General features: G+C 64.9%; 8 protein-coding genes. 1 reads left to right on the top strand and 7 read right to left on the bottom strand.

The window, feature by feature from the left end; genetic code table 11:
* Positions 1-196: 196 nt before the first annotated feature.
* Entirely contained in the window at positions 197-1,969 is a 1,773-nt protein-coding gene (locus B4C31_RS00370) for an alpha-amylase family glycosyl hydrolase (protein ID WP_291530869.1), read from the bottom strand.
* 323 nt (positions 1,970-2,292) lie between these two features.
* On the opposite strand from B4C31_RS00370, the gene B4C31_RS00365 reads away from it, so the two are divergent.
* Positions 2,293-3,630 (top strand): ATP-binding protein, encoded by a 1,338-nt coding sequence (locus tag B4C31_RS00365; RefSeq protein ID WP_291530868.1) that lies wholly within the window; start codon positions 2,293-2,295, stop codon positions 3,628-3,630.
* 96 nt (positions 3,631-3,726) lie between these two features.
* On the opposite strand, the gene malQ is transcribed toward B4C31_RS00365, so the two are convergent.
* The 6 genes from malQ to B4C31_RS00335 all read right to left on the bottom strand — a co-directional run bounded on the left by malQ (position 3,727) and on the right by B4C31_RS00335 (position 12,865).
* The gene (gene malQ / locus B4C31_RS00360) at positions 3,727-5,976 is read right to left on the bottom strand and encodes a 4-alpha-glucanotransferase (RefSeq protein WP_291530867.1); all 2,250 of its coding nucleotides are present in this window, start codon (positions 5,974-5,976) and stop codon (positions 3,727-3,729) included.
* Positions 5,977-6,243: 267 nt separating this feature from the next.
* Positions 6,244-7,005, bottom strand: coding sequence for a TraX family protein (locus tag B4C31_RS00355; RefSeq protein ID WP_288922805.1), 762 nt, complete (start codon positions 7,003-7,005; stop codon positions 6,244-6,246).
* 62 nt (positions 7,006-7,067) lie between these two features.
* Positions 7,068-9,158 carry an alpha-amylase family glycosyl hydrolase gene (locus B4C31_RS00350; protein WP_291530866.1) on the bottom strand — a complete coding sequence of 697 codons (2,091 nt, stop codon included), beginning with the start codon at positions 9,156-9,158 and terminating at the stop codon, positions 7,068-7,070.
* 128 nt (positions 9,159-9,286) lie between these two features.
* A complete protein-coding gene (locus B4C31_RS00345; RefSeq protein ID WP_033507012.1) occupies positions 9,287-10,192 on the bottom strand; it encodes a sugar ABC transporter permease in 906 nt (301 codons plus the stop codon).
* The gene (locus B4C31_RS00340) at positions 10,189-11,589 is read right to left on the bottom strand and encodes a carbohydrate ABC transporter permease (protein ID WP_291530865.1); all 1,401 of its coding nucleotides are present in this window, start codon (positions 11,587-11,589) and stop codon (positions 10,189-10,191) included. The genes B4C31_RS00345 and B4C31_RS00340 overlap by 4 nt, the downstream gene beginning before the upstream one ends.
* A gap of 19 nt (positions 11,590-11,608) precedes the next feature.
* A complete protein-coding gene (locus B4C31_RS00335; protein ID WP_291530864.1) occupies positions 11,609-12,865 on the bottom strand; it encodes an extracellular solute-binding protein in 1,257 nt (418 codons plus the stop codon).
* Positions 12,866-12,938: the final 73 nt, after the last annotated feature.

The following is a 12,938-nucleotide window of genomic DNA, read 5'->3' as shown; positions in this document are numbered from 1 at the left end:
TGACGGTTATGCATAGTAATTGCCACGCCCGCCGTTACCCGCCCCGACAAGACCAGCAGGCTGGGGCACACCCATCCCGCCATATTGTCCGAATCCCCAGATTCGAGCAAACACCCAAACCCAAGGCCGCATGCAACAGGGCCCCTCGGGAAATCCGAGGGGCCAAGGAGTCTAGGGGCGCGGGAAGCGCGCTGGCTCAGATCATCATCCACACGGTGGTATCGGCGGGCAGGATGAACCCGCTGATCGGCTCCGAGGAAAAGATGATCTCGCCGGCCGGCAGCTCCACGGGATCCGGCCCAAAATTGGTGATGCTGGCGAAGCGGTCGCCGCCCTCATCGGCGCTGACGCGCGAATACGCCACCACCTGGCCCGCCTTGTCGCCGAACTCGGAATCCCCGATCCACCGGATCGACGTATCGCCGGTCGGGGTGAGCATCCGCTGGCGGAACGCGATGGCCCTGCGGTACAGGTTGAGCATCGAATCCGGATCGGAGTCCTCCACATCGGCGGCGAAATCCTTGTACCACAGCGGCTGGGGCAGATGCGGGTCGGCGGCGGGCGTGCCATCGGGGCGCGTGGCCGGAGAGAAGCCGAACGAGGCGCCGGTGCCGAACTTCGCATCCCACGGCGCCGGGGTCGGCTCGTCGGCGGCGGACCACGGCAGCGGCACACGGCAGCCGTCGCGCCCCTTGGCCGTGCGGCCGTGGTCAGTGCGGAACGGGGTCGGGTCCTCTAAGCGGTTCCATGGGATATCCGCCACCTCGAACAGGCCGAGTTCCTCACCCTGATACACGTACACGGAGCCGGGCAGACCGAGTTCCATCATGATCGCGGCACGGGCGCGGCGGGTGCCGAGCTCGCGGTCCTCGAAGAAGTTCGAGCCGCTGCGCAGCAGCCAGGCGTCGGCCAACTGGTGGTACCACTGCGTCTTCACCTGCGGCAGGCCGTACCGGCTGGCGTGGCGGACCACGTCATGGTTGCTCATCACCCAGGTGGTGGTGGAGCCGGATTCCTCGGCGGATTCCAAGCCTTCGCGGATGGCGGTGCGGAAGTCCTCGGCGAACCAGTCGGCCTTGGCGAACTCGAAGTTGAACACCTGTCCCAGCTCCTCCTCGGAGGCGTACAGATGCTGGTGCTCGGGCACCACCCAGGCCTCGCCGACGGCGAAGCGCGGCGGGTCGTACTCGTTGAACACCTCGCGCCATTCGCGGTAGATGTCATGTACCTCGGGGCGGTCCCATAGCGGATTCGTGCCGTCGTGGCACAGCCCCTCCAGCGGGTTGCCCTTCAACGCCAGTTCGGTCAGCGGCGCACTGTCGAGATCCTTGGCCAGGCCGTGCGCCACGTCGATGCGGAACCCGTCCGCGCCATGGTCCGACCAGAAGCGCAGGGTCTTCTTGAACTCCTCGTGGACCTCCGGGTTCTTCCAGTTGAGGTCCGGCTGCTCCTTGGCGAACATGTGCAGGTACCACTGGCCGTCCGGCACCCGCTCCCAGGCGCCGCCGCCGAAGATCGACTGCCAGTCGTTCGGAGGCAGCTCGCCGTGCTCGCCCAGGCCGTCTCGGAAGATGTACCGGTCGCGGGCGGGGGAACCGGGCTCCGCCGCCAGCGCCTCCTGGAACCAGACGTGCCCGTCGGAGGTGTGGTTCGGCACGATGTCCACGATCACCTTCATACCGGCCTCATGCGCGGCGGCGGCCATCGCGTCGAAGTCGTCCATGGTGCCCAGCCGCGGATCCACGTCACGGTAGTCGATGACGTCGTATCCGCCGTCGGCCAGCTCGGACGGATAGAACGGCGAGAGCCAGATGGCGTCCACGCCCAGTTCCTTCAAGTAGGGGATGCGGTCGGTCACGCCGGCGATGTCGCCCAGACCGTCGCCGCTCACGTCCTTGAAGCTACGCGGGTAGACCTGGTAGACCACCGCTTGCTTCCACCAGTCCGCATGGGTGTTGTTCAGGGTCATATACAGCTCCTTTCGGCCACACATGATGTACAGCGCTGTCAACATCTGATCCGACGCAAATGCACCGTAATCCGAGTATCAGTGTAGCAAATAGTGCAAACGTTATCATCCGTGTTGCAGGTTCGCACTACCGCAGGGTTTCAATGGCGGCGGGTTGATATTCCGCCACGTGAAATTTCAGCCCCGCGGTAGTGCGAACACCGCCTTCATTTACTCCACTTCACCAACCACCTCAGCGGAAAATAATGTCAAGTTCTACACTTTTTTCCGGAAAAAAGTGTATACTTTTACACTAATTTCTGTTCATAGCCAAGGAGGATCCCATGCCGAACATGCGTCGCGCCATCAGCCACAAGCTTCAGGCATGGAGCGAGTCATCGCACCGCAAGCCCTTGGTGATTTTCGGCGCACGGCAGGTGGGGAAAACCTACGCCATCAAACAGCTTGCCTCAGACCGTTACGATTCTCTGGCCTACATCGACTTTTCCCGGGACGCCCGAGCAGCGGCCTTATTCGACGCTTCACTCGCGCCAGCCGAGCTCGTGCCCAAGCTGGAGGTTTTTCTGCATACCCTCATTGACCCCGATCGCACATTGATAGTCTTCGACGAAGTACAGTTGTGCGAAAGAGCGTTGACCTCGTTGAAATATTTCTGCGATGACGCACCGCAATACCACGTCGTGGCAGCCGGTAGTTTACTAGGCGTCGCCCTCAAACGCGAGCTGTACTCGTTCCCCGTCGGCAAGGTCGATTTACTGCAGCTGCGCCCATTGAGTTTTGAAGAGTTCCTGTGGGCACGCGGAGAAACACGTCTGGCCGACGCCATACGCGACGCGTATGAGAACGCCCCAGATCAGGCGTTCGCCCTGCATGATCGCGCCATGCAGCTTGTCCATGAATATGAGCTCATCGGCGGCATGCCGGAAATCGTCTCGGCATACGTCGCCAATGATGCCCCCGGCATCGACGCATTGGAATCTGCGCGCAACAAGCAGCAGGAAATCAACGTGGCATATCTCGCGGATATGGCCAAGTACGCCACACCCACGGAAACGCCGCGCATCATGGCCGTATGGAACAGCATTCCCCAGCAACTGGCCAAGGAGAACCATAAATTTCAGTACAAGCTCATCAAGTCGGGGGGCCGGGCTGCAATATACGAGAATGCCATCGCATGGCTGGACGCTGCGGGCATCATCATGCGATGCACCCAAGTCACCGAGGCCACGGCACCGCTGAAAACCTTCGAGAACAGTAGCTCGTTCAAGATATATACAGCTGATGTCGGATTGCTGTCGGCGCAGTATGAAGCCATCCCGCAGGATCTGGAACCGGCGACGGACAAGGCAGCCGGATTCCGCGGAGGCATCACCGAGAACTATGTGCTGCAGCAGCTCGTCGCCTCGGATTCATCCGTATATTACTGGGGTACTACCAGCAAAGCAGAGGTCGAATTCATCGCCCGCGCCAAACAAGGCGACGTCATCCCCATCGAGGTCAAGTCCGGACGCAACGTCACCGCCAGAAGCCTCGAATCATTCCGGGAACGCTACCATCCGCCGTATCTCGTGCGTGTCAGTGCACGTAACTTCGGTGTCGGCAACGGTATCCGCAGCATTCCCTTATATGCGGCTTGGCTTCTGGGGGAAGACCTCCAGTAGCGCAGAGGCAGGTTCGCACTACCTCGGGGTTTCTATGCCGGAGGGTTGATATTCCGGCGATTGAAATTTCAAACCCGAGGTAGTGCGAAGCCCGTCTCAGCGGTTCAGCGCCGCGGCCAACGACTGCACCCGCGGCAGGTCGAAGACCTCCTCGGTATGCACCACGCGCCCGGTCTCGTCGGCCAGCGGGATGCGCCAGTTCGGGTACTCCCAGCTGGTGCCCGGCTGGTTCTGGGTGCGGTGCTCGCCCACGCCGTCCACCAGAGCGGCCTGCACCAGCACGCTCGGCGAATCCCGCAGCATGACGTGCATGGCCTCCACTACACGCTGGATCAGCGCCTCGCGGTCGGCCGTCTCGGCATCGTCGGCGTCCGGCGCGCAGGCGGCCTTCAGCCCGTCGGCCACCTCCTGCGGCTGGTATCCGCGCGAAACCAGCAGCGCCAGCATCTGATCGATCTCGGCCTGTACCTCGGCGCGGAACTGCTCGGCCGGCTCGTTGAGCAGGTCGAGCTCCTCGCGCAGATCGACGTGCTCCAGCTTCAGATAGCCCGCCGTCGGCGGCAGGTCATGCGTGGTCACGGAAGCGAGCGCGTACTTGCGGTAGTCCTCCGGCGGGGCGTACGGGTCGCCGGCGTTCGGGGAGTTGTCCACGCGGGAGAACCATTCCACGGCGGTGCCCAGCACGCCGTGTTCGGCCAGCACCTTGGAGACGTATTCGGGCACGGTGCCCAGATCCTCGCCGATGACCACACCGTTCGCGCGGGAGGCCTCGATCGCCAGGATGGAGAGCATGACCTCGTGGTTGTAGATCACATAGGCACCGTCGCGCGCGGTGCAGCCGCGCGGGATCCACCACAGGCGGAACAGGCCGAGCACATGGTCGATGCGCAGGGCGCCGGCGTGCGCGAACATGTTGTGCACCATCTCACGGTAGACGCGGTAACCGGTGGATTCCAGATACTGCGGGCTGAACGGCGGCTGCCCCCAGTCCTGGCCGAGCTGGTTGTAGAAGTCCGGCGGGGCGCCGACAGTCACGCCGTCGGCGAACCGTTCGGGGCTCCACCACACGTCGGCGCCGAGGGCGTGCACGCCCACCGCCATGTCCTGCATCAGGCCGAGCGCCATGCCGGCGTCCTTGGCGGCCTGCTGCGCGGCGGCCACCTGTTCGTCGGCGATCCACTGCAGCCAGCGCTGGAATTCGAACATGTCATGGTGGTCACGCACCAGGGCCGCCACGGCCGGCGAGTTCTTGTCGGTGCGGAAGAACCACGAGTTCTCCTCCCACGGCGCGCCCCACACCTCGAACGCCAGGCACCAGGTGGCGAAGGCGTCCAGGTCCGGCCCCGCCGCGCGCTTGAACTCGGCGAAGGCCGCCTCGCGCTCCCCGGAGCGCGGCGCGGAGAAAATCAGCCACAGCGCCTGACGTTTGGCGTCCCACGAGGCGTTGATGTCCATCGGCTCGGCGCTGTCATTGGCGGCGGCCACCGAGGCGTGCAGCTCCTCGACCTGCGCGCGGGTCGCGTCGTCGAGCGCCGCGTATTCGGGGATGTCCTGCGGCCGGATATAGGTGACGTTGAGGAACCGGCGTGACTCCGGCAAGTACGGCGAGGGCTGCAACGGGGGCACGGGGGCGCCGGCGTGGATCGGGTTGATGAGCATGAAGTCGGCGTGCGACTTCTCACCGGCGTCGGCGGCCAACCGCTTCAGGTCGCCGTAGTCGCCGACACCCCAGGAATCGGCCGACCGCACGGAGTACATCTGCGTCATCCACCCCCAACGCTGCCGCTGACGCACCGCTTCGGGCAGTTCGATGCGGGGCGGGGCGACGATGACCGTGGCGCGACGCTGCACGCCGCCGACCTGCACGTTGAGCGTGTGGTATCCGATCGGCAGGTCGTCCGGCAGCGTGAGTTCCAGCTGTTCGCCGAAGTCGGCGTCCTTGTGCACGCGCAGGTTCGCGCGCAGGTCGCCGGCGTAGGCGGTTCCGTCCTCCAACGCCAGTGTCAGCGCCACCAGCGCGTCCGCCGAGCAGCGCAGCGGCACGTTGTTCGCCCGGCCGGTGATGGCCAGCACGGTCGGGGGCACCAGCTGTTCGCGCTGACGGCATTCGGTTTCCAGCAGCGACTTGCTGATGGCCGCGGGGTTCGAGGCGTCCACGCCCAGCGACGCCAGTACGGCGACGAGCACCTCGTCACGGATTTCGACGTAGGCCCCGAGCTGGTCGATATACGACGTAGAGACGCCGCACGCCTTGGCCAGGCGGATGAGCGGACGCTTGAGGCGCGCCGGGCTTTCCTCCCGTTGGGCGGTCTGCGTCTGATTCTGAGCTTCATTGCTATCAGTCATCGGTTCTCACCTTTTCTGCAGTGATGTGATGATGCGTCGCCAGCGAGGACGACCTCGTGATGCTAGCGCTTGCATTATAAATCTATCCGCTTAGATTCTAGAGCGTCGCATCGACGAAACGTCAGGGGCAACCGTCACCAATCCCATGTTTTTCGTGTTTTCTCGGAACGTCACACCCGCCCGATACGCCTTGCGACCGAAGCCACAACGCTCTCGGAGGTACACGCCACAGCCTACCGCATGATGCTAACGTTTGCAAGTGAATGGCTACGCCATGCCGACCAGCCCGAATGCCAGCAGCTGCAGCGGATACAGCACGTAGAACAGCCATTTGACCCACGGGGCGGGATATCCCTCCCTCCGCGAGCGCCAGTGCAGCAGCATCACGCCCAGCACCGGCAGGATGAACATGCAGGCGCCGAACGCGCCCGCCGTGAGCATCATCGTGTTCTCGCGCCTGGCCAGCGTGTAGAAGATCACGGCGAACACCAGGGTCATCAGCCCCTCGCCGACCAGACCGAGCCGCAACCCCACATTGAACAGGTACGCCCATAACGTGGCCGCGAGCAGCACCGCAATCCGAATCGCCCATGACGCCACGTCGCGGCGCCCCTGGAACGCGCGGAGCACCATCAGCGCGATCAGTGCGATGCACAGCCCCCACACCGGATTCTGCGAGGTCATGTCGAAGAACCGCCCCGACGTCGCCATGTCGTAGGGCACCTCGGACACCGCCGCCAGCACAGCCAGTCTGGCCAGGTACCATCCGGCGGCGTGCGTGCGGCGGAATCCGTTGACCAGCATCCACGCATACAGCGGCACCGCGCACCAGGAGAACGCGTCGGTCACCACCACGCCGGTCAGCGCGCCCATATCCGCCGTGGCCAGATCGCCGACGCCGGGCAGCAGCACCGCGGTGCTGAACGACCCGAGCATGACCAGCAGCAGCGCGACGATCTTCATCGCGAACGTGGTGATGCCTTTGGCGTTGTCCAGCGAGGCATCATGCCCGGCCACAGATTCGTTCATCGTGTTCACATGTCCTTCCGTCAACGTTGTCCGTCAGCCCATCGCGCCCTATGCCGGCATTCCTATTGTGCATCGTCGACGCACCGCTGCCACACCGTAAACGACCGTGCCGGCAACGTCACCGTGGCCGTCCCGCGGGCGCCGTGCCCGGTTTCGGCACCGGCATCCGGCGGCGTGGCCCGCCCGGCCAGCGCGTCGGTCGAATCGGCGACAACAGCCCATTCGCCGTCCGAGGCGGCCCCGCCCGTCATATCGAGCGTGGACTCCCCGTACCCTGCGTTGGCCGCCATCACCAAATCGCCGACACGGTACGCCACCACATCGTCCGCGGACGGCAGCGGGATGTGCGCGCCCCGGCACAGTTCCGGATGCGACCGCCGCAGCGCGATCAACGTCCGGTACCAATCGACCAGCGGCGCCATCCGCACGGCGCGCCGCCAATCCAGCAGGTTGAGCGAGGCCGGCCGGTCGAAGGAGTCGGAGCAGCCGAGCTTCGTGCGGGCGAACTCCTCGCCGGACAGCAGGAACGGCAAGCCGGCCGCGGTCATCACCAGGCCCGCGGCCATGGCGTTGGCCGCCAGCATGTCCGCGACGTCACCGTGGCATCCGCCGGTTTCGCCGCCGACCGCATCGTCCGCCGCGCCGCCACCGACAGGACCCGCCGCTTCCCCGGCCACCCCGCCGCACGTGCCGCAAGCCGCGTAATCCGCCTCCGTCGGCCCGCCCGGGCACATCGTGGCGCACAGCTTGTCCCACAGCGTCAGGTCGTCGTGCGCGGAGACGTACTGCACCAGCTGCATCGGGTCCTTCGGCTCGCCCACCGCGCCGTGCCAGGCGTCCACCGCCTTGCGCACGGACGGCGCGAACGCACGGCCGAGCCCGTTGACGAAACCGGCCTGCTCCGCGTACAGCACATGCCCCTTAATCGAGTCGCGCGTGGCGTCGCAGAACCAGCCGATGCGGCGGCCCAGCCGGGACACGCCGCCCTTGTTCGCCAGGATCGTCCCGGGCTCCACGGCCGAGTCGGTGGCCGACCACGGCTCGCCGTACAGCAGGATCCCCCGCCCGTTCGGCAGCGCGTCGACCGAGGCGCGCACGGCGTTCATGGTCTCCACGTCGATCAGGCCCATCAGGTCGAAGCGGAAGCCGTCGATGTGGTATTCGCGGGCCCAGTACGTCACCGAATCGACGATGTACCGGCCGAACATTGCGTGTTCGCTGGCCGTGTCGCTGCCGCAGCCGGAACCGTTGGCGAGCGCCCCATCGTCCGCGCGGCGGCAGAAGTAGCCGGGCACCATGCGTTCTAACCAGTTGTCGGCGGAGTACATGTGGTTGTAGACCACGTCCATGATGACCTTGAACCCCGCGCGGTGCAGGGCCTGGATCATCGTCTTGCATTCGCGGATCCGCACCTCGCCGTGGTAGGGGTCGGTGCTGTAGGAGCCTTCGGGCACGTTGTAGTTGACCGGGTCGTACCCCCAGTTGAACTGGCCGTCCTCGGGCAGGGTCTCGTCTACGGAGCCGTAGTCGTAGAACGGCAGCAGCTGCACGCAGGTCACACCGAGGCGCTTGAGGTAGTTCAGGCAGGTGGGCGATGCGGGATCGCCCGTGATGTGGGTCCCATCGTGCGTGAAGGCCAGGAACCGCCCGCGATGTTCCGCGGGCACCCCGCAGTCCGGGTCGTTGCTGAAGTCGCCGATATGAGTCTCCCATACGACCAGTTCGCCGTCGGGGATATCGGGGCCGCGGTCCTCGTCCCATCCCTCGGGGTTGGTTCGGGTCAGGTCGATGACCATGCTGCGCACACCGTTCACGCCGGCCGCGCGCGCCCAGGGATCGGCGGCGCGGTTCACGGTGCCGTCGGGGAAGGCGACCAGAAAGTCGTAGTAGACGCCCGCCAGCCGCTCCGGGATCTCCGCGTGCCAGGTGCCGCGCGGGCCGGACGCCATCGGACGCTCGGCGATGGTGCGTGCGCCCGACTCGTCGTCGGAACCGGTGGCGAACAGTCGCAGCGTCACGGATTCGGCGGTGGGTGCCCAGACGGTGAACGCCGTGCCGTCGGCGGTGAGGCGTGCGCCCAGTTCGCCGTCGTACGCGGGCAACATGGAGATCGGATTGACCGTGGAACGTTGGTAATCACGGGGTTGCGTCATCGGAACTCCTTGCATGACAACGATGGTACAGGTCCGGGGCAACGGCCGTTGCCCCGGGTCCTCCGCGGCGGGCGGGAGCGGGTTCCCGCCTCCGCCCGCCTGGCGGATGTGTGATCGGATGTGCCGGCTCAGCCCTTGACGGCGCCGGACATGGCCTCCTGGTAGTAGCGCTGCATGACGATCGTCAGGATGGCGATCGGGATGGCGATGATCACGGCGGCGGCCGCGAATCGCGCGAACCAGGAGTTGAGGTACTCACGGCTGAGCATCTGGTACAGGCCCAGCGCCACCGTGTAGTTGTCCTGCGTGCGGCAGATGGCCTTGGCCATCACGAAGTCGAGCCAGGGGCCGAGGAACGCGGTCAGGGCCTGGTAGACGAGCATCGGCTTGCACACCGGCAGGATGATGAGGCGGAAGGTCTGCCAGCGGGTGCAGCCGTCGAGCGCGGCGGCCTCGTCCAGGGACATCGGGATGGTGTCCATGTAGCCCTTCATCACGTAGAAGCCCGCGCCAGCGCCGGCGGAGTAGACCAGGATCAGCGCGACGGTGACGCCGATGCCTTGGGTCAGGCCCAGCGACTTCAGGATGAAGTAGATTACGACCACGGACATGATGTTCGGGAACATGCCGAGCACCAGCACCACGTTCATGAAGGACTTGCGGAAGCGGAAGCGCAGACGGCTCATCGAGAACGCCACGCACAGCACGAAGAACACGTTGATCAGGCACGAGATCACCGCAATGATGAACGTGTGCATGAACATCTTCGGGAAGTTCAGGATGTGCGTGTCGGTGAACAGCTGGATGTAGTTGTCCAGCGTGTACTCCTCCGGGAAGAACGACGGGTTGTACGGTCCCGGGTTCGCATTGAAGCTCTCCATGACCACCCACGCGATCGGGATGATCCAGATGACGGCGAGCACCACGAGCAGCAGGTGGCTCAGCACATCGCCCACGATGCGCCGCTTGCGCTGGTCGTGCAGGAACGGATTGCTTTCGGCCTTGACAGTGGCCGACTGGGTTGCTTGGCTCACCGGAAGCCTCCTTCGTTCTTATAGGATCCGCTGCTGCGGTAGGTGATCAGCGAGACGATCGCCAGCACCACGAATGTGAAGATGCCGATGACGCCGCCGAGGTTGTAGTCGCCGCGATCCACCGTGAGCTTGTACAGCCAGGTGATGAGCAGGTCGGTGGAACCGGCGGTGTCGCCGACGGCGGTCGGGTTGCCTCCGGACAGCAGGTAGATGACGTTGAAGTTGTTCACGTTGCCTGTGAACGTGGTGATCAGGTACGGGGTGAGCACGAACACCAGATACGGCATCGTGATGCGGGTGAACGTCTGCCACCAGTTGGCGCCGTCGATCCTGGCGGCCTCATACTGGTCGGCGGGGATGTTCTGCAGGATGCCGGTGATCTGCATGATCGTGAACGGGATGCCGATCCACAGGTTCACGACGATCACGGTCACGCGGGCCCAGGTCGGATCGGTGAAGAACGGCAGCGGTTCGGTGATCCAGCCCCAGGATTCGAGCGTGCTGTTGATGGCGCCCTCCGGCTGGAGCATCTGGTTGATGGCCAGCAGGGAGACGAACTGCGGCACGGCCATCGACAGGGAGAAGATCGACCGCCACATGCCCTTGAAGCGCGTGGTCTTGCGGTTGATGATCATCGCCAGGAACAGGCCGAAGAAGAAGTTCAGGAACGTGGCGAAGATGGCCCAGATCAGCGTCCAGCCGAGCACACGCACGAACTGGTTGGCGGTCACCGCACCGGTCTCGGCGAACAGCGAACCGAAGTTCTTGAAGCCCACCCAGTCGAACAGCAGCACGTGGTCGGAGTCGTAGCTGGTGAACGCGATGCAGATCATGATGAGTGTCGGCAGCACGGTGAACACCAGGATGCCCACCACCGGCAGGAACATCATCGAGACCTGCGCGTTGCGGTCGGTCAGGTTGCGCCAGTCGTCCAGCAGCGTGGGCGCGGCGCCGGTCTCGCGCTGGAGCACCTGCGCCTTGTAGGCGCTGCGCACCGCGTACGACCAGAACACCACGAACAGGACGGTGATGAACACCGTGGCCACGCCGGCGGTCAGCAGCAGCACGGAGTTGTCGCCGGCGTCGTAGTACCAGTAGCCGTCGATCTTCTGGCGGGTCTGGGTGCGCGACCCCAATGAGACGAGCGTGCCGAGGCTGCCGACGCCCACCGTCGCCATGTAGACGATGTAGGCGATCTCGACGGCCAGGAACAGCAGGCCCTTGACAATCTGCTTGCGGGCCAGGTTGCCCGCGCCCAAGATCAGGAACGACAGGCGCGTCAGGGCGTCGCCGTCCTTGGCGGCCGCGCGCAGCGTGTAGCGCGACGGCGGGATATAGTCCGTCTTGCGGCGGATCAGGCCACGCTTGGCGGGGCGTGGCGAAACGGTTGCTTCCATGTTCAAACCCTTCCTTGCGTCACATCAGGCTCTCGTAGGACGCCATCCACCGCTCGGTCTGCTCGGCCGCGTTGTCCAGCGTGACCTCGCCGTTGTAGATGGCCTTGCCGAAGTTCTCACAGGGGACCCAGAAGTTGTTCATCTCCGAGATGGACGGCTGGACCACCGACGTGTTGGCGATCGTATCAATCTGCGCCTGGGCCACGGCGTCGGCCTCGACCTCGGGGGTCGCGGCAACCTTGACGTCCGAGGGGATGACCGAGCGCATCGTGTAGTGCTTCTCCTGCGAGTAGGTGCCGGACAGGAACGCGGCGAACTGGTCAGCGGCCTTCGGGTGCTTGCTGTACGGATTCCACGCGTACACGGTGGATCCGGCGAACGCCTTCATCTGCACCTGCTGGCCGTTCAGGGTGAAGCAGGGCAGCTGCGCCACACCCCAGTCGTCGCCGAGGTTCGCGCGCACGGTGGCGGCGTCCCAATTGCCGGTGAAGACCACATCCACCGAACCATCCTTCAATCCCGACAGACCGGAACCGTTCTGGTCCAGCACGAAGTTCGGGTTGTTGCGGAAGTTGACCAGATACTCGGTCACGGCCGCGCCGATCTCGCCGCCGAACTGCACGCCGGCCGCGCCGTCGGTGCCGTCGGGGCCGAACAGCTCGCCGCCGGCGCCCATGTAGAACGCCGGCACGTACCACGAGTTGGTCAGCGGGAAGGAGACCTTGCCCTTGGCCAGCATGGCGTCCAGCGACGTGATGTCCTCTTCGGTGAACTTGCTCTTGCGGTAGTACATGAACCAGGTGTTGCCGGCCAACGGCACGCCGTAGACGTTGCCGTCCTCGCCGCGCACCGTGTCCAGCATGGTCTCGCTGCCTTCCGTCTGCCCCTCCAGCTGCGCCATCGTCGGATCGCTGACCTGGCCGATCGCGCCGGCGTCCAGCAGGGTGCCCAGCTGGTCGGAGGCGAACGAGTAGACGTCGGCCGCCACGGTCGGGTCCTGCTTGGCCACGCCCGCGGCGTCGGCGGAGGCGACGACCTGGTTCTTCCAGGTGATGTTGTATTCGGGGTGTTCCTCCTGGAATGCCTTCTCCATTTCCTGGAGCCAGGAGTCCTCGTTGGCCTGGTCCTCCTGGGATGCCCAGACGACCAGGGTGATGTTCTCGGCGTCTCCGTTGACGGATGCGCCCGTGCCGCAGGCGGAGAGCCCTCCTGCGAACAGCGCACATGCTGCCACGGCCGCCACGGCCGCCAAGGCCTTGTTCCATCGCGCAATCATCGTTGATTTATTCCTTTCCTCGGGTTCTGACTGCGGTATCCGAACCCGCAACGCATCGGATACCCCCCCCCCC

Origin of the sequence: Bifidobacterium sp. UBA4282 (assembly GCF_002394995.1) — a bacterium.
Taxonomy (GTDB): domain Bacteria; phylum Actinomycetota; class Actinomycetes; order Actinomycetales; family Bifidobacteriaceae; genus Bifidobacterium; species Bifidobacterium pullorum_B.
Note: the sequence above shows the minus strand (reverse complement) of the source record. Positions and strands in the feature narration are given on the sequence as shown.

Bases quoted from the DNA above. Each gene is read 5' to 3' on its own strand.
- B4C31_RS00370 (WP_291530869.1), bottom strand. From the start codon at position 1,969: ATGACCCTGAACAACACCCATGCGGACTGGTGGAAGCAAGCGGTGGTC.
- B4C31_RS00365 (WP_291530868.1), top strand. From the start codon at position 2,293: ATGCCGAACATGCGTCGCGCCATCAGCCACAAGCTTCAGGCATGGAGC.
- malQ (WP_291530867.1), bottom strand. From the start codon at position 5,976: ATGACTGATAGCAATGAAGCTCAGAATCAGACGCAGACCGCCCAACGG.
- B4C31_RS00355 (WP_288922805.1), bottom strand. From the start codon at position 7,005: ATGAACGAATCTGTGGCCGGGCATGATGCCTCGCTGGACAACGCCAAA.
- B4C31_RS00350 (WP_291530866.1), bottom strand. From the start codon at position 9,158: ATGACGCAACCCCGTGATTACCAACGTTCCACGGTCAATCCGATCTCC.
- B4C31_RS00340 (WP_291530865.1), bottom strand. From the start codon at position 11,589: ATGGAAGCAACCGTTTCGCCACGCCCCGCCAAGCGTGGCCTGATCCGC.
- B4C31_RS00335 (WP_291530864.1), bottom strand. From the start codon at position 12,865: ATGATTGCGCGATGGAACAAGGCCTTGGCGGCCGTGGCGGCCGTGGCA.